This is a genomic window from Chryseobacterium sp. JK1 (assembly GCF_050632815.1).
Classification (GTDB): domain Bacteria; phylum Bacteroidota; class Bacteroidia; order Flavobacteriales; family Weeksellaceae; genus Chryseobacterium.
The window spans coordinates 164,767-180,076 of record NZ_JBODRU010000007.1 but is presented as its reverse complement, the minus strand read 5'-3'; the positions used below and the strand labels follow the sequence as shown (position 1 = coordinate 180,076).

Annotated in this window: 24 protein-coding genes and 1 tRNA gene; 23 read left to right on the top strand and 2 right to left on the bottom strand. The window is 34.4% G+C overall.

Annotated elements, in window-relative coordinates; all coding sequences use genetic code 11:
• Positions 1-130 precede the first annotated feature (130 nt).
• Positions 131-349, top strand: a complete 219-nt coding sequence (locus ACQ76T_RS24030) for a hypothetical protein (protein ID WP_431345719.1) — start codon at positions 131-133, stop codon at positions 347-349.
• Positions 350-381: 32 nt separating this feature from the next.
• Here ACQ76T_RS24030 and ACQ76T_RS24025 read toward each other — a convergent pair whose 3' ends face one another.
• Positions 382-678: a helix-turn-helix domain-containing protein gene (locus tag ACQ76T_RS24025; RefSeq protein WP_288435336.1), complete on the bottom strand. Its 297-nt coding sequence runs from the start codon at positions 676-678 to the stop codon at positions 382-384.
• Positions 668-1,057, bottom strand: a complete 390-nt coding sequence (locus tag ACQ76T_RS24020; RefSeq protein ID WP_431345718.1) for a hypothetical protein — start codon at positions 1,055-1,057, stop codon at positions 668-670. The genes ACQ76T_RS24025 and ACQ76T_RS24020 overlap by 11 nt, the downstream gene beginning before the upstream one ends.
• A 185-nt stretch (positions 1,058-1,242) precedes the next feature.
• Here ACQ76T_RS24020 and ACQ76T_RS24015 point away from each other — a divergent pair, with 185 nt between their 5' ends.
• The 22 genes from ACQ76T_RS24015 (at position 1,243) to ACQ76T_RS23910 (ending at position 15,310) form a co-directional block, all read left to right on the top strand.
• A complete protein-coding gene (locus ACQ76T_RS24015; RefSeq protein ID WP_431345717.1) occupies positions 1,243-1,899 on the top strand; it encodes a recombination protein NinG in 657 nt (218 codons plus the stop codon).
• A 101-nt stretch (positions 1,900-2,000) separates the two neighbouring features.
• On the top strand, positions 2,001-2,162 hold the full coding sequence (locus tag ACQ76T_RS24010) for a hypothetical protein (protein WP_431345716.1): 162 nt from the start codon (positions 2,001-2,003) through the stop codon (positions 2,160-2,162).
• A 257-nt stretch (positions 2,163-2,419) separates the two neighbouring features.
• Positions 2,420-2,491 (top strand) — tRNA-Glu (locus tag ACQ76T_RS24005).
• A gap of 95 nt (positions 2,492-2,586) precedes the next feature.
• Positions 2,587-2,886, top strand: coding sequence for a hypothetical protein (locus tag ACQ76T_RS24000; protein WP_431345715.1), 300 nt, complete (start codon positions 2,587-2,589; stop codon positions 2,884-2,886).
• 28 nt (positions 2,887-2,914) lie between these two features.
• Positions 2,915-3,484, top strand: coding sequence for an NUMOD4 domain-containing protein (locus ACQ76T_RS23995; RefSeq protein WP_431345714.1), 570 nt, complete (start codon positions 2,915-2,917; stop codon positions 3,482-3,484).
• A 3-nt stretch (positions 3,485-3,487) separates the two neighbouring features.
• Positions 3,488-3,763 (top strand): hypothetical protein, encoded by a 276-nt coding sequence (locus ACQ76T_RS23990; protein WP_431345713.1) that lies wholly within the window; start codon positions 3,488-3,490, stop codon positions 3,761-3,763.
• Positions 3,750-4,247: a terminase small subunit gene (locus ACQ76T_RS23985; protein WP_431345712.1), complete on the top strand. Its 498-nt coding sequence runs from the start codon at positions 3,750-3,752 to the stop codon at positions 4,245-4,247. Before ACQ76T_RS23990 ends, ACQ76T_RS23985 begins: the two co-directional genes overlap by 14 nt.
• The gene (locus ACQ76T_RS23980; RefSeq protein ID WP_431345711.1) at positions 4,248-5,672 is read left to right on the top strand and encodes a phage terminase large subunit; all 1,425 of its coding nucleotides are present in this window, start codon (positions 4,248-4,250) and stop codon (positions 5,670-5,672) included.
• A 15-nt stretch (positions 5,673-5,687) separates the two neighbouring features.
• Positions 5,688-5,939: a hypothetical protein gene (locus ACQ76T_RS23975; RefSeq protein ID WP_431345710.1), complete on the top strand. Its 252-nt coding sequence runs from the start codon at positions 5,688-5,690 to the stop codon at positions 5,937-5,939.
• Positions 5,940-5,947: 8 nt separating this feature from the next.
• A complete protein-coding gene (locus ACQ76T_RS23970) occupies positions 5,948-6,475 on the top strand; it encodes a hypothetical protein (RefSeq protein WP_431345709.1) in 528 nt (175 codons plus the stop codon).
• Between the two features lie 113 nt (positions 6,476-6,588).
• The gene (locus ACQ76T_RS23965) at positions 6,589-8,286 is read left to right on the top strand and encodes a hypothetical protein (protein WP_431345708.1); all 1,698 of its coding nucleotides are present in this window, start codon (positions 6,589-6,591) and stop codon (positions 8,284-8,286) included.
• The gene (locus tag ACQ76T_RS23960) at positions 8,261-8,746 is read left to right on the top strand and encodes a hypothetical protein (protein WP_431345707.1); all 486 of its coding nucleotides are present in this window, start codon (positions 8,261-8,263) and stop codon (positions 8,744-8,746) included. Before ACQ76T_RS23965 ends, ACQ76T_RS23960 begins: the two co-directional genes overlap by 26 nt.
• 24 nt (positions 8,747-8,770) lie before the next feature.
• A complete protein-coding gene (locus ACQ76T_RS23955; protein WP_431345706.1) occupies positions 8,771-9,661 on the top strand; it encodes a hypothetical protein in 891 nt (296 codons plus the stop codon).
• A 59-nt stretch (positions 9,662-9,720) separates the two neighbouring features.
• Positions 9,721-10,794 (top strand): hypothetical protein, encoded by a 1,074-nt coding sequence (locus ACQ76T_RS23950; RefSeq protein WP_431345705.1) that lies wholly within the window; start codon positions 9,721-9,723, stop codon positions 10,792-10,794.
• Between the two features lie 10 nt (positions 10,795-10,804).
• Complete coding sequence (locus tag ACQ76T_RS23945; protein WP_431345704.1) at positions 10,805-11,221, top strand: hypothetical protein; 417 nt, start codon at positions 10,805-10,807, stop codon at positions 11,219-11,221.
• Positions 11,222-11,238: 17 nt separating this feature from the next.
• Complete coding sequence (locus tag ACQ76T_RS23940; RefSeq protein ID WP_431345703.1) at positions 11,239-12,366, top strand: hypothetical protein; 1,128 nt, start codon at positions 11,239-11,241, stop codon at positions 12,364-12,366.
• On the top strand, positions 12,363-12,890 hold the full coding sequence (locus ACQ76T_RS23935; RefSeq protein ID WP_431345702.1) for a hypothetical protein: 528 nt from the start codon (positions 12,363-12,365) through the stop codon (positions 12,888-12,890). The genes ACQ76T_RS23940 and ACQ76T_RS23935 overlap by 4 nt, the downstream gene beginning before the upstream one ends.
• A gap of 20 nt (positions 12,891-12,910) precedes the next feature.
• Positions 12,911-13,804 carry a hypothetical protein gene (locus ACQ76T_RS23930; RefSeq protein ID WP_431345701.1) on the top strand — a complete coding sequence of 298 codons (894 nt, stop codon included), beginning with the start codon at positions 12,911-12,913 and terminating at the stop codon, positions 13,802-13,804.
• The gene (locus ACQ76T_RS23925) at positions 13,804-14,070 is read left to right on the top strand and encodes a hypothetical protein (RefSeq protein ID WP_431345700.1); all 267 of its coding nucleotides are present in this window, start codon (positions 13,804-13,806) and stop codon (positions 14,068-14,070) included. The genes ACQ76T_RS23930 and ACQ76T_RS23925 overlap by 1 nt, the downstream gene beginning before the upstream one ends.
• Positions 13,988-14,440: a hypothetical protein gene (locus ACQ76T_RS23920; RefSeq protein ID WP_431345699.1), complete on the top strand. Its 453-nt coding sequence runs from the start codon at positions 13,988-13,990 to the stop codon at positions 14,438-14,440. The genes ACQ76T_RS23925 and ACQ76T_RS23920 overlap by 83 nt, the downstream gene beginning before the upstream one ends.
• Entirely contained in the window at positions 14,440-14,694 is a 255-nt protein-coding gene (locus ACQ76T_RS23915; RefSeq protein ID WP_431345698.1) for a hypothetical protein, read from the top strand. Before ACQ76T_RS23920 ends, ACQ76T_RS23915 begins: the two co-directional genes overlap by 1 nt.
• On the top strand, positions 14,669-15,310 hold the full coding sequence (locus ACQ76T_RS23910) for a hypothetical protein (RefSeq protein ID WP_431345697.1): 642 nt from the start codon (positions 14,669-14,671) through the stop codon (positions 15,308-15,310). Before ACQ76T_RS23915 ends, ACQ76T_RS23910 begins: the two co-directional genes overlap by 26 nt.

Sequence of the window (15,310 nt, the reverse complement as noted above, 5' to 3'; positions counted from 1 at the left end):
TTTTGTTAGAGACTGCTTGTATTTCCGGAGTAAAGATATAGAGCTTAAGGTTATAGGCTTTTTTGCCTGGCTGAGCATTATAGGTGTATTTTGTTTTATATACTGGGTTGCTTTTTAGTATCTTTACTCCATGGAAAATCAGGAAGAAATAGAAGATAAAATACTCGAAATAGTCACAGAACAATTTAAAAAAGACGGAGGATCTAATGGAGTATCAATAGGAGCATTTGATGAGATATTAAGCCTGTCTATTCAGGAACGAAACGATTTTTTGCAGAGTATGGCCAATAAGAAGAAAATACACATATTTCAAAGCCTAAATGGAAGAAGAATTACCCTTCCAAAATAAAACCCCTGAATTAACAGGGGTTATTTTATGTATTAATTTTTCGGTAAATTATCAGGTCTTCTGCCTAATGCCGTCATAGCTCTTTCAAATGCTATATTTAAATCGGTTTTACTTTCTTGGTCTTCAAAAAAGAAATTTACCTTTATTGCTTTTGCTACTTGTAGAAATGTATCTAAGGTAGGTTTGTACTTCAAAGAAAAAAACCTGCTTATATTTGACTGTAATAAGCCACTTTCTTCGGCAATTTCTTGCTGTGTGATATTCTTCTGATCGGCAATTTCTTTTAATAAAAGCACTAATAGTTGCCAGTTTTTATTTTTATCTATCATATCTTCTTTCTTCGGATTGAGCCATATTTATTACTGTTTCATAATCAGATTTAGTGAACTTCCCAGTAGTACAATCGAATTCCCCAAATAATAAAACTTGTGCATAATTTGCAGTCCTAACACCATCGTATTTTTCAATTTCTTCTTTTTCAAATTCAGTTGCGCCTCCGTTGATCATCCAGTTCTCTTCAACAACTAAGAAATTTAATCCATCAACACAAAAAGTATATAAACAAGGCTTAGAATTCATCATTGCATAATCTTCAGCAATTTCCTTGTCATAAGAATAAAAGCACGACGCGCTCATGATTTTGTGCCCTGCATTAGCACCTCTATAAATAACATCTAATTTATTTGCTGAAAGATCTAGTTTTTTCATAATAGTTTTTGCCGTATTAAACTGTTGCCGCCAGGATCTTTAATTAATGAGTTGGTTTGTGTCTCATTTTCTTATACAAATATATATCATTTATGATATATGAGTCGATAGTAAAAGTGTTAAAATTTATCAAAAAATGAAAATAAAAATTTCAATTCTAAATAATTTAGATTATTCAATAAAAAATGTTAGTAAAAACTAAAAAAAAAGTTAGATGGCTATTGTTTTTAAAAAACTACCATCGTAACTTTACGTTAAAGATGTTGATAATGAAGGTGGTAAAGCCTAAGAAGTGCGCAGTATGTGGGAACGAGTTTGCTCCATTTAGGTCAACTCAGAAAGTATGCGGAACGACCTGCGCAATTTCTTTAGGTCAGTCAAATATTCAAAAGCAAAACGCTAAGGCTTGGAGTAAAGAAAAGAAGATCAGGAAGGAGAAGCTAAAGAGTCATAAGGACTGGTTGCAGGACTTGCAAAAAGACTTCAATACGTTTATTCGATTAAGAGATAAGGATCAACCTTGTATAAGCTGTGGCACTACAAGAAAGGATATTAAATATGATGCGGGCCACATGTTCTCTGTTGGAGCTTATCCGAATGTCCGATTTGATGAAGAAAATGTGTGGAAGCAGTGTAGTAATAACTGTAATATGCATTTGTCTGGAAATATCAATGAGTATCGTCCTAGGCTGATTGAAAAAATAGGGATTGAAAGATTTGAGGCTTTAGAGTTCAGAGCTAGAAATGGAGTTTTAAAGCTGTCAATTCCAGAGATAAAAGAAAATATTGAGTATTACCGCGGAAAGATTAGGGAAATGAAGAAGAAAGCGGTTGTAAATTGATATGATTGTTGTTGAATTACCAAGCACAGATGAAGAGTGCAGAGGGGGTTGAGAGATGGAAGATGAAGGAGGGTGCTTGGTATTTTTAAAAAGTATAAAAAATGAAAATAACTAACAAGGCAAAAACAAGAGCGGAATTGTCTAATCCTAATTTTGGAATTCCTCATAAAGAACTACTTAAAAAAGCAGGCGTGAAAACTTTTACTGAGTACGAAATTGAGGATTTAGGTAATGGTAGAATTAAAATTATTCCAAAGAATTAAAACGTGATGCTAGCATATAGGTAATGCGCTATAAGTAGAGGAGGCAGACTTCAAAAGTAGAGAATCACGGATCGTTTCCGGGAGCATCAGCAAAAAGCATATTGCATATGGAATTCCTTGTGCCTTAACTCAGAAGGCTGGATAAAACACATAACTGATGCGTATAGTCTGCAATATGTCATTTGTTCCATGGCTATAATCAGTTAACGAGCGGTTGGTTCACGATAAGAACAAGCAGAACTGCAATTCTGCGAAATAGAGCTTTCGTCTATCGGTTAGGACGCTTGATTTTCATTCAGGAAAGTATGGTTCGACTCCATAAAGCTCAGCAAGATTGGTAAATGCAGAGGAGAATTCATGTTGATATATTTTGATTTGGTGTCCCGCTGCTGTAATAGGTAGCGGGGTTTTTAATTTAGAGAGTATGGATAGAAAAGAATATGAGTATAATTTACAGAAGTTATTATCTGAAAAAGCACAATTAACGAAAGCTTTAATCAATAAAGATAATGAACTATCTGATTTTAGAAGATTAGAAGGTAGTGTGCTTGAAGAACATGCCTTAATACCTAAAAGCTGTAAGACGATAGAAGAATGGTTGGAAGGACATCCGTTTCCTAATGCTTGCAATAGTATGAGATTTGAAAGTTATGCAATAGCCAGAGAAGTGCAAATAAGTTCAAATACTTACTATTTTGATTATCACATTGTAAAAACTAAGTAGAAAAATCTAAATATTAAACTAATTTTCTATGGCAGAGGGAGCGAGGGCAGAGATAAGCGATACTTTGAGTAGAAGCTTGAAAGATTTGCCAAATGAAGAGTGGAAAGATATTCCAGGATATGCAGGGAGATATGAAGTCTCCAATTATTCTAGGATAAAAAGCAATGTGAAAAAGATCCCAATTATCCTCAAGAAGGTATTTGAAAACGGAAGGTTTAAAGTAGTGCTGGTATCAAAGCGAGGGGTGCAAAAAAAAGAATTCTGCGGAAGACTTACTGCGATAGCTTTCATAAGAGAACCTGAAGAAAACGAGGTGCTACTATACGAGAATAACAATAGGCTACTCGATATATCAGATAATCTTAAATGGATCTCAAAGAAAGAAAGCATAGCATCAGCAAGAAGCAACGGGAGTTATTCTAATACTTTCAATAAAGGGATTAATAACGGGATGGCAGTTCTCACTAAAGATGAGGTTTTAAAAATCCGGGAGATGAGAAGATCCGGAAAAACATGTAGAGAAATAAAAGATGCCTTCAATGTATCGATAAGAAGTATAGAGAAGGTGGTTTACAAGGAAACGTGGAAAAATATTTAATCAATGGAAAATAAAATATACACAGAATCGGACCTAGTGTCATTTGGAAATTATCTTCTTTCGCCTAAGAGGAAGGAGAGGATAGAAGGAGAAGAAAAAGCGGTTTATCATGCCGACTTGGAAAACTGGAAAGTAAAGGAAGTCGAGGGCGCATTTAGACTCGGAGTAGAGGAGATTAATAATATATTACTAAAGTCATGTCCGGAATACGTAAATCCAAGTGATTGGGCAGAGTGGGTACAAAAAGCAAAACACGAGCAAAGCAATGGGAGCGCCTAAAGGGAATCAGTTTTGGAAATTAAGATCAAAACACGGGAGGGATAAGATATTTACTTCACCAGATATACTTTGGGAGGAGGCTTGTAAATATTTTGAATGGAACGAAAAAAATCCTTTGATTGAGGTTGATTATAAAGGAAAAGATGCTTATAGAGTAGAGTTGTATAAAATTCAAGCTTTTTCTCTACATGGGTTATGCTTGTTTTTAGGAGTAAACACAGCTTACTTTAGACAATTTAAACAAGGATTAGATAAAAATAATGAAAATTCTGAAAATGATTTTTCGACAGTCATCACGCGTATAGAAGAAACGATTTACCATCAGAAATTTGTTGGCGCAGCTGCGGGGCTTTTATCTCCAAATATAATTGCCCGTGACCTTGGGCTTGTTGACAAGAAGGAAATCGAAAAAACAGAGGTTCTAATGAGTTCGGAAGAGCGTGATGCTAAGATTAAAGAATTACTCGAAAGAGCTAATAAGTAAATGGCATTAACGGACGCAGAAATATTATTGTTAGAACGGCTTCTCCATGAAAGGGAAGTCGATCTATTATATAGTCAATTAACTACTATTAACGATAAAACAAACCCTAATTACAAGCTGTTGTATGAGTCTATTAATGATCAGCAATGGGGATTTATTGATGGAAAGCCCTCGCTAGTATCTGGATATTCAGGGGCCGCGTTAGAGGGAAGTTCAAGATCCGGGAAGACCTGGAGCGGTGTTGATATTATCATTTATTTAGCTACGATAAAACATAAAAAAGAAGGCTGTACGGTTAACATTTACCGTGAAACGTATAATGAATTTAAAACAACGGTTTATGAAGACTTTAAGCGTAGATTGGATGATTTTAATTTGCCCAATCCTTTTCATAACGCTAGAGAGGTTCCAAGCTTTCGAATAGGAAAAACCACGGTTAATTTGCTGGGAGATGGAAAACATGGTGGAGGGTGTGATTATGCTTTCTTCAATGAAGCAATGATGATACGAAATGAGATCTTTGATCAAGTAGAAATGCGTTGCCGTAAGTTTTGGTGGATGGACTACAATCCTTCTTTTACTGACCATTGGGTTTTTGATAAGGTCCTTCATAGATCAGATGTAGCCTTTTTAAGAAGTACTTTTTTAAATAATCCTCACATATCACCAACAGAATTAAACAAGATATTAAGTTATGAGCCATGGTTGTCAGGAAGCTATGAGGTTACAGTTGATGGTGTTTATTATAATGGACTTCCAGTAACAGAAAAAAACCAACCACCATCTCATCCGAAAAATGTAAAACAAGGTACGGCAAATGAGTTCATGTGGAAGGTTTACGGCTTAGGGTTAAGGGGAGCAATGCAGGGCGTTATCTTTGATAATGTTGTATGGATTGATGAGTTCCCGGATCACATAGGTTACATTGGCGTCAATGACTTTGGGTTTACTTCGGATCCTAATTCATTCAATAAATTCGTAGAGACTGAAGATATAATCTATGTTGAACCTTTGATTTATGAACCTTTGGAAACGGCAGATGTTTTGTCAGCGGGAATTGAAGCTCATGAATTTGACAAAGAAGCAACTATTGTGTGCGACTCATCAGATAAAAGAGTTTCAGAGAAAAATGGGACTGTGCAAATGGTTTCAGATATGGTTGAGTTAGGATGGAATGCAATAAAAGTCTCAAAAAACAAATCGGTGACTTACTGGATTCTTTCCATGAAGAAAAAAAAGATATGCATAGTTAAAAACCACTTGCATAAAAAAATAAAAAAGGAAGTCGAAAATTACAAATGGATGGAAATTAACGGGATATTAATAAATCAACCTATTGATAAGTATAACCACTTTTGGGACTCTGTAAGATATGGGCATATGGCATGGAACCAATCATACGAAGTAGAATCAACGAGAAATTAACTAAATTTGATTATCATGAAAAACAAAATAATAGTAAATAATTGTAGTGATTTGGTTATGCCTAAAATTAATCTAAACAGCTGTGATAATGAAACGGTATCGATTAATGAAGCATCTCAGGTAGAAGGTCATTTCTTCGACGCTATTCTTTATTCAATGGAATCAAGAACAAGAGAGGGAATTATTAAACGGAAATCTGCAATAAGTATTGATTATGGCATTTATAATCCATCTGTTCAAATTGAAGTAAAAATTAATCCTAAATAAATCAGATCATGAGTAACAAAAAAAGAATAAGCAAAAAGCTTAATAGTGTTAAGGAAAAAGAATATCTAAGACAGTTTAAATTAGGCTGCTGGGTAATGGTTAATGCAATTAATAAAGCAATAGATATTAAGCGTAAAATAGTTCAACAAGCTAAAGATTATGTAGAAGAATTTGAAAAAACAGGTAAGAACGCAGAAGAATCTTATAGTAAATATTTAGAGTATTTAAGTTTAAATAAAAAGTATTTTGAATTAAAAAAACAGAAAGATCCGGATTTGAAGGAATTGAGAGAAATTCATAATCGTTTATTAGAGATTGATAAAGGAATTCCAATTAGTAGTGTTTATAATTCTTCCTATGGGAATGATAGTAGCTCAAGATCTGGAGGGTTTATTCCCAATAGCGGAGAACGAGAAAAAATAGTAGACTCTCATGGTAATGAAAAAATAGTAGACTGCCATGAGGTTAAAGCTAATGGCTACTTTAAGAAAGTAACGGATAGCAATGGAGAAATTTGGCAGCACTTCACTATTTGATAATTGATTTTTAGATAAAAATTAAAACAGTCTTAACAGGCTGTTTTTTTATTTATACGCCTTCATAAAGGGGTAATTACGATGCTTATAAGTTTGCTCTAAACTTTAAAGTATTGAGTCCATCTGATTTTATAAAAGAGAAAGTTAATCACAAGTATATCCTTGATGCTAGACAACAGCAGAAGGATCTTTCATATTTTATTCAGGGCTCATTACAGGATGAGGTAACAATTGAATATCTTAGAGTTTGGAGCGGTCGAAAGTACGCTTCAGATGTAAAGTTCCTAAACTGGGTTAAATTAGTTTTCAAAACAGAAAACTTTCTTTCATTCTTTAAATATCTACGTAACCCGGTTGCATCATCTAAATTAGTTAATGATGATATAAAGCCTCAATTAAGAAGGGTTTTTCATGCGGATGATTCTATTTTTAAATATTCCGTTAGAGGAGTAGAAGAGACTTGCCATTCCGATCTTAATTCAAAACAATTTGACGAAGAACTTTTCAATACTATTTTGTTTGCTCACAATTCTGTAGTAATACAGGATATTGACGTTGAAAGCAAAAGGTACAGAGAGATACTTCCTATAACAAAAATCGTATCAGTTGACTGTGATAGAGATAAGATTAATAAGATTGCTTATCTATCATGCTTAGAGCTAGAAGATCGATCTATTCACGGTTTTTCTTACATAGATAAAGATCAATATATTTTTTTCGATAGAGACTATAACATAATTGTACAGTCTTTCCATGATTTAGGAGAATGTCCTGCAGATTGGGTGTCATCTGAGAATATGTTTCAAAACAACAATGTAGTTAAGAAGTCTATTTTCTCCTATGCATTACCGGATTTTGAGGAATATGTTTTCCTTAAAACTTTGCAAAGAATGACAGAGCCAAACGGGGCTATTCCTGTAACTGTTCAATTAGATGCTAAAGAAACAAACACATCAGGTGAATTAAGAAAGGGGCTTTCAAAAGAGCCAATGTCTGCTACGATATTAGGAGCACAGGTAAACAATGAATTAAATCCTGTTGCGCCATCAGAAAGTGATGTGCAAGCGGGAACAATTATAAAGGTTAAAGTTCCTAAAAGCTCTGATACAGGAAAGGTTGATATGGATGTAGTTCAAAACTTTTTCCAATTTCACTATATGCCAATTGAGGCACTTCAATATTTGGATGACAGGATCAAAAATATTGAGACAAAGATATTATCATCAATGATTGGTGATGTAGCTGAACAAAATGAATCTGCTAAGAATGAAATGCAGGTATCAAAAGGCTACGATAGTAAAGAGGATAGACTAAGATGGTTGTCGGATGAATTAAGTCGAATTAAGCAGCTTTCAGACTTTAAAACATTAGCTCTTCTTCATGGAAAAGATAAAGTATCGGTTGAGGTGTTCTTTGGAACTGATTTTTTTATTGAGACTCTCGATGATTTGTATAAGTCTTTCAGTTTAGCACCTAATGCTATTGAGCGAAGAAAAATATTGAAGAGAATATCAATGAATCGCAATCAGCATAATCTTCAACAAGCTAAAAGAGATGTGATTTTATATGATATAATTCCTTACGTGTCAGATAAAGATTTTGATACTGCGAGAAATAATCAGATAGATCCTGTTGTATTCGAGTTGCAAACAAGATTTGATTATTGGATCTCAATATTTGAAGCTCAATACGGGCAGATAGAACTGTTCTACGAAGGATTAGGAGATATGCAAGAAAGTGCCAAGATGATAACAATTAAGAATTTAATAAAAAACATTATACAAAATGAAAAACCTATCAGTAACGCTTAGGCTATTCTATGGTGAAGTTAGCTATGATAAAGATGGAAAAGTGAAGAGCAAAAACGAAACGGTATCTATTACTTTCGGGAGCCCTGAATGGGATAATTTCCTAAAGCATTTAAAATCACATGGGGTAACATCTGTTGAGGTGGAGAAGGTTTATGATCTATCAAAAATCAATAAAGACGAGCCTATTGAATCACTAAAGAGATATACAGAGGTAGAGTATAAGTCAGAGATTGAAGCTGTGGTCAATAAGCTTTTTGAAGTGTCAGAAAAACCTCTAACACCTGAGCAATTAGAAATAGTAAAGCTTAAAGAACAGATTGCTGCTTTAGCCGCGGGTGGAGTAAAGACTACTGCTAAAAAAGAAACAGAACCTAAAAATGGACTTTCGAAAGGTGGAGTAAAGACTGGCGAAAGTGAAAATTTAAATCCAGATCCGGTAAAGGATGAAGAAGGTAAGTAAAAACAAAACAATACATAAAAGACTATGGAATTTTTAACAGGAGAGTTTGCTAAAGAGTTGGGGTTAACTCCAGAGCAAATCACAGGAATTACTACAAAAGGAACGGAATATATCTCAGACCAAAAAAAAGAATGGGATAAAAAAGCGAATGAAAATGCAGAGGGCATTCTAACCGGAGCGGCGAATTACTTGCAGGAGAAAACCGGGGTGAAATTAGACCGTCAAAGCGGCGAAAAGTTTGGTGATTATGTATCTCGAATTTCTACATCTGCTTTAGAAAGCAAATCTGCCGAAATTGAAAAACTTAAATCAGAATACAATCAGAAGATTAAAGATTTCAAAGGCGATGATGCAACAAAGGCAGAGCTAGAAGCGGCTAGACAAAAGCTAGACGATGCCCAAAAACAGCTTGCGGACTATGATACTGTAAAAGATAAAGCAGGGAAGTTTGAAAGCGTGTCAAATGAACTTTCTGAGTTTAAAATTAAGGCAGCATTTGGAGATGCTAAGCCTGTTTTCTCGAAAGATGCTAATCAATATGAAGTTCAGGCAAAATGGGCTGAATTTCAAAAAAGAACTCAGGATAAATACAATATCGAATTAGTTGATGGCGAATACCTGGCAATCGATAAAGAAAATCAATACAAAAATGTAAAGCTTTCCGAGCTTGTTGCCAATGATGAGGTTCTTAAGTCTATTACTACAGAAAGAAAACCAGGAGGAATAGGTGCGCGTGTAGACACATCTAAAGTAGAAGGAATCGAAGGGGATGTTCCGGTAACTGCTAAAACGGATGTTGTAGAGAGAACCAAGATTGTAAAAGATCAGATCGCAAAAGAAGGTATTTCTCCAACAGATCCTAGATATTCAGTAAGATTTGCTGAGTTAAATAAAAAAATTACAGAAACGAAATAACGAAATACTGCGAAGGACCGCAAACGTGTATAATTATTAACAATTAAAAGAAAATTTAAATGAATTTAGATGTAACAATGCTAAATAACTACCAAGACACTAATACGTTTTCGGAGTCACGTTATGCGGAGCTTGGCGGTGTAGATTTAGTAAAAAACAGTACAAGGAAAGCAGACTGGGTTTCCCCGGATGTTATCCAAAAAATTTCCGAAAGCTCTTCTTTGAGAGAAGTCGAGATCCCAGCAATTATTGATCAAGATGTTGTAGTAACAGCTGTGCCAGGTTTTGAGATACCAGCTAACTTATCTACATCAGGGAAGATCACAGCAATTGCATATGATATTTTCTCAGGATTTAGACATTATCCGGCTCACTATGCTAACAACACGGTGAAAGAACAGTTTGATTTGGACCATAAGATTAAGAAAGTTGCTTATGGAATGGGTAAAAAGTTGGACGAAATTGTATTGTCTCGTTTAGAAGCAAGAAAAACTCAATTAATGCCATTAGGAACCGCTCAAGTTTCTGACGGTTCAAAAACATTCGGATTTAACGTAACAACTGATACGTTAGAGATAAGTAAAGAAGCTCAGAAAGAGTACATGTTTGCTAACCTTTCCAGAATTGTTGAGGCTAACGAGGTAGGTGGAGATTATGAGATCGTGACTTCAAGAGCTGGATTAGCTGCTGCAAAGAATGAGTGGGCTAAATACGGTAATAGCAATGAAAAAAATCTACAAGCGTTAGGATTCCCAGCAATTGATCAACTTCATGAAACAGGAACGCTAATTCCAGGAGCAAACAACTTCAACGGTTACTATGTAAGAAATGGAGCTATTGCAATGTATGAGAACTTCCCGGCTGATTTTAGAATGGGCACTAAGTTCGGTGGCAAAGAATGGTCTATTTCTGATATGGAGATTCCATTTGCAAGGCTTAGAGCTAACGTGTTCACAAACTTAGAAGCAACTAATGCAACCGCTTTAGTATCGGCAGGAAGAGACACAAACTTAGTAATGACACACTTCCAGGAGATGGCACTATGGATTAGAGTGTACTTCTTGGAAGAGTTCAATAGTGACCTAACCACTAGAGTAAATCCAGTAGTTAAAATTGTTGGTTTAGCATCTTAAAAAAAAGCATATGAATAATATAACATATACAGACAGTAAGGGCAATGTAGGTGTTTTAAACACTATTGCTGTTCAGGAGATCACAGATAATCTAACTCTTACAGTTCATGACTCAGGAAAGAATGTTTTAGTGGGAATTGACGGAAAATCAATCACACTTCCTCCAACAATGAAGGGGTTGAAATTTACTTTCATAAACATTGGTGATGCTGGAAACAATATTGTTAAAGTTTCACCAGCAGCAACGGATGGTATTTCTGGAACAGTAGGAGCGGTTACGTTGGACGGGACAATTAATAAATCAGCTCAGAATACAAAAGGAACGTCAAAAACAGGAGATAATATCACGATTATAGGAACCGGAGTAAAAGGTCCAAAAGCATGGATAGTTGTTACCGGAACAGGAGTTTGGGCTAAAGAAGCATAATTTATTATTAGTATATCATGAAGATAGGATTTGCAGAAGAATACACATCAAATATTACGCTCGATAAAGAATTAAAACTGACATCAAAAACAGGAATAGTTCTAAACAGCGGTGTCCACCCGTACATTACGGTTGATAATCTTCTGCAGTTCCTTCCTTATGGTGATTTAGTTTTTAAAGAATACGATAATAGCAAGGTCTATAATAATTATTCCGAAAGCTTGAATAGGGATGATATTGTTAAGCATAATGATAATCTATATCAATGTTTAAATAATGTAATATCAGGTATCGAACCAGCGTCAAATTCAAATATTTGGTTGGTAACCAACAAGGAGAGTATTCTATTAAAGTCATGGATTGAGAAAGTTAAAGAAAAGGCTATTTCAGATCTATATCTTTCTAAAAGGCTTATTAATTCACAGTATATCTACGAGAATGGGGAACATAAGTATAAATTGCCAAATGATTACTCAGGATGGGTTTTTGAATCGAAAGGAAGCGATTATGTAACAATTACCTTAAATGAAATTTCATTACAAGCGACAACTTCTTCTCCTGTTAATTTATTCGTTATCAACAACGGGCAGCTTGTAGACACAATTGTTTTACATCCAAAAAATGGGGTTCTTTCTTTTGAACAAGTAAACTATTCATTCTCAGGAAGAGGTAAATGGGTATTTGCTATTGATAGTCAGGAAGTGTTAACCAATTTTGGATGGGTTGATGAACTAAAGTACGATGGATTTGTTTGTTATCCTGTAACAGGAATTGGAAATACCCCTGAGTCTGCTAGATACACATATCAAAATGTGTCAATGGGATTGGGGTTTAATGTATCTGTAACATTGGATAGCGAGAACTATTTGAAGTATAATTTTCAAAACTTTACCGGGTTTCTTAAAGCGTGTTTTGAATACATGACCTTACAAATGTTTCTTTCGAATTCTCATCAGCGAAGCAATCGCACGGAGAATGGGATTAATAGAGAACTATTGATGATGGAAACGAAAGATTTGGATGCCAACACATCTGCAAAAAGATATTTCCATGAGCTTAAAGAAGCTAAGAAAATCATAGAAAAAACATTCGATACTCAACTCAGTGATGATGATGGTTTTGAAATTAAAGTAACGTCTGTATGATACACGAAAAAGACAATTCAGTAGGCATAGACCATTTGATAAGCAAAGCGCAAAAAAAAATTTACGCAGCTTTAAACAAGAAGTGGAATATTGATTTAGAAGCTTATCCAAGGTGTTATGTGATAGAATCTCACGATGAAAAAAGAACTATTGAGCATTATAATTCAAACAAAGAATATAGTGGAAATTTGATAGTATCCGAAAGTGATAAATTCTTCTTTACTGCCGAAGATGATCAAGAAAGAATCAATAACAGACAATTTACAACTAAAGTAAAGTTGTACTTCATTTTAGATTTAAAATTCATCTATCCTAATGAGCCAGGAAGATGTGATAGTAAAGTCCTTTCAGATGTTGTTGGTACTATTGATTCAAGCGGAGGGTTTGAAAAGGACATTAAAATAATTACAGACTATCAAAGTGTCTTTGAGACCTTTTTCTATGAATTTGACAACATTCAGCCTTATTACTGCTTTCGTATTGACTTAAAAACAATTCCATATTCAATTGATTCAATTTGTTAAATAAATAAAATTAAAATACAATGTTAAAAATTAAAAGATGTAATATTTCAGAAATGGCGGCCAGACTGGGCGGTTTATTTTGTGATGAAGAGCCTGTTGTTGGGTTTATTTTCGCGGACAGAAGAATCCGTTTAGATCCTGCCTCGTTTACCAAAACAAAATGGGATGAGTTTATCCAGAAGGACTGGGTAATCGGAACCGTAAAGTATGATGCTGCGGAAGATGCAAACGTTGATCCTACATATACCGATCTTACAACCGGAGAAAGCATTAAGCAAAATGATGGTATCAAAAAATGGAATACAACTTACTATAAAGGGAACTGTTTCCAAAATGAATTACAAAAGCTTGATAAGAGTCAGAGATACTCAATTTTTGTCGTATTCCAGGATGGATCAATGCTTGGTCAGTTAATGAAAGATGGGAAGGTTAAAGGCTTTGACGTTCGTTTATTTACTGGTATTAAAAATGTGAAGACTGCTGCAGAAGGAGGGGGATCTACACTAAGAATTGATCTTACCCGTGATGCGATGACTTACTGGCAGAGAAGTTCTGTATTAGTGGAAAGTACTGAAATGTCATTTACAGAATTAAATCCGGTAACCGGGGTTAATCTAAAGGTCCTTTCACCGCTTGTTGCTGGAGCTACTAGTACTAAAATTGAAATTTCTAACATGTGTGCGAATTCAACAGTTATCGGCCTTGAAACTCCCGCTAAATGGAAAATGCGAAGAAACGGAGTTTTAGAAGCTGTGACAGCAATTACAGAGGTGAATGGAGTTTATACTTACACACACGCTGCTTTAGTTGCAGGTGACAATATTTCATTCGAAATAAATGATGGGGGGTATTCTGTTTATGTATTGGATACTGATTATTATGCAGGTAAAACACAAGAAGAAAAAGTAGCATAATGAGTAAGTATTACGTAGGAGCTTATGTAATTGTACCTGAAAAGCCTTTTACTTCCATGGATAAGGCGGTTGATTACATACAAGCAAGGCATCCAGAACTGAGCAGAGAAACCATTGAAGAACGTATTGATCCTAAAATTAAATTAGATGGGACTGATAAATCCGATAACACTACTGAAAAGAGTGAAGGAAGCAAAAGCGAAAGCTCCGAAATTAATAGTGGAGGGGCTAAAGGCGCAAAACCTAGCTCTAATAAACCAGGATAACCTTTTACATGGTAAAGATAGTGAAGGGGGCTTAATGCCCCTTTACTCTAAAAAGTATCGTAGGGGTAATTTATTCTATGCTGATTACAAAAATAGATCAAACCCTTTGAGCAAGAGACGATGGGATTTAAAACATTCATGGGATAAAAAATTTGATGGTTTATTCTACAGAAGCATAAAGGTTACTATCACAGATAAACAGGTTAAGTTTGATACAAATTACTCTCCTGAGTATATGAAAGAAATTTACTACTATAAATCAAAGAGTAAAATCTTAGGTATCACAAAGCAGCAGTTTATTGAAGTTCAATTGAAAAATAAACTCAAAGTAGGACCAAAACTAAAAAATATAATCAATAAAAGAAGTTAATGTGCAATTGTAGTAAGCCTGTAACTATTACAGAGTGTGAAAGATTAAAAAAATATGCAAGAGATCCGGAAGGAAGATTCTTTATCTATCACATTTTCGATGGAAGAGGTTTAGAAATAGCATATGTAGAAAATGATAATAATCCGAATAGAGTAGCGATAGAACGCGGTTTTATTAATAGCGAAGGATTGCCAGAGTGGTTTAATGTAAAGGAGCATCCGTGCATTTATGAAGAAGAAAAAAAACAAAATTAGAATTTATCAAGACAGTAAAGATCTCCCCTTTTGGAACTATAAAAGAATAGTGCAAACAGGGGATTTTTTTTACATGATAAAAGGATATAATTCAGGCGATGAAATTGAATATGATCTCACTGAATTAGAAAGTAAATATGATTCAATAATTCAAGATTATGTCATATCTCAAAACACAAAGAATGAAGATATAATCAACTATAGTAATTGTCTTATAGCTGCAAATGAAATAGAAAAACTGAAGATAGTCATTAAAATTATTGATCTAGTAATTGATCGAAATGAAAAGAAAAAAGTCTTAGGTCTCGAATTCGATAATAGAGTGATTGATGAATTGCTTCAGAATGTAAAAGTTCAACGAAGTGATGATCTGGAAATACAAAAGCAAAAGATACTCGATAAGATACAAAAGTTTAAAAATCAGCTAGAGAAGTCAAAGTCAATTATTGAAAAAAAGGAGAGTAATAATGATGAAGACTATGATATTGATGAGCAGTATATCAGTGTTTGCTTAGGTTTAGAAATGCATGTAGATGAGAAATTAATTTCTCTCTATCAATATGGAGTTATGGTTAAAATGTTAGTGAAAAAGGTAGAGTCTATTAATAAATCTTAG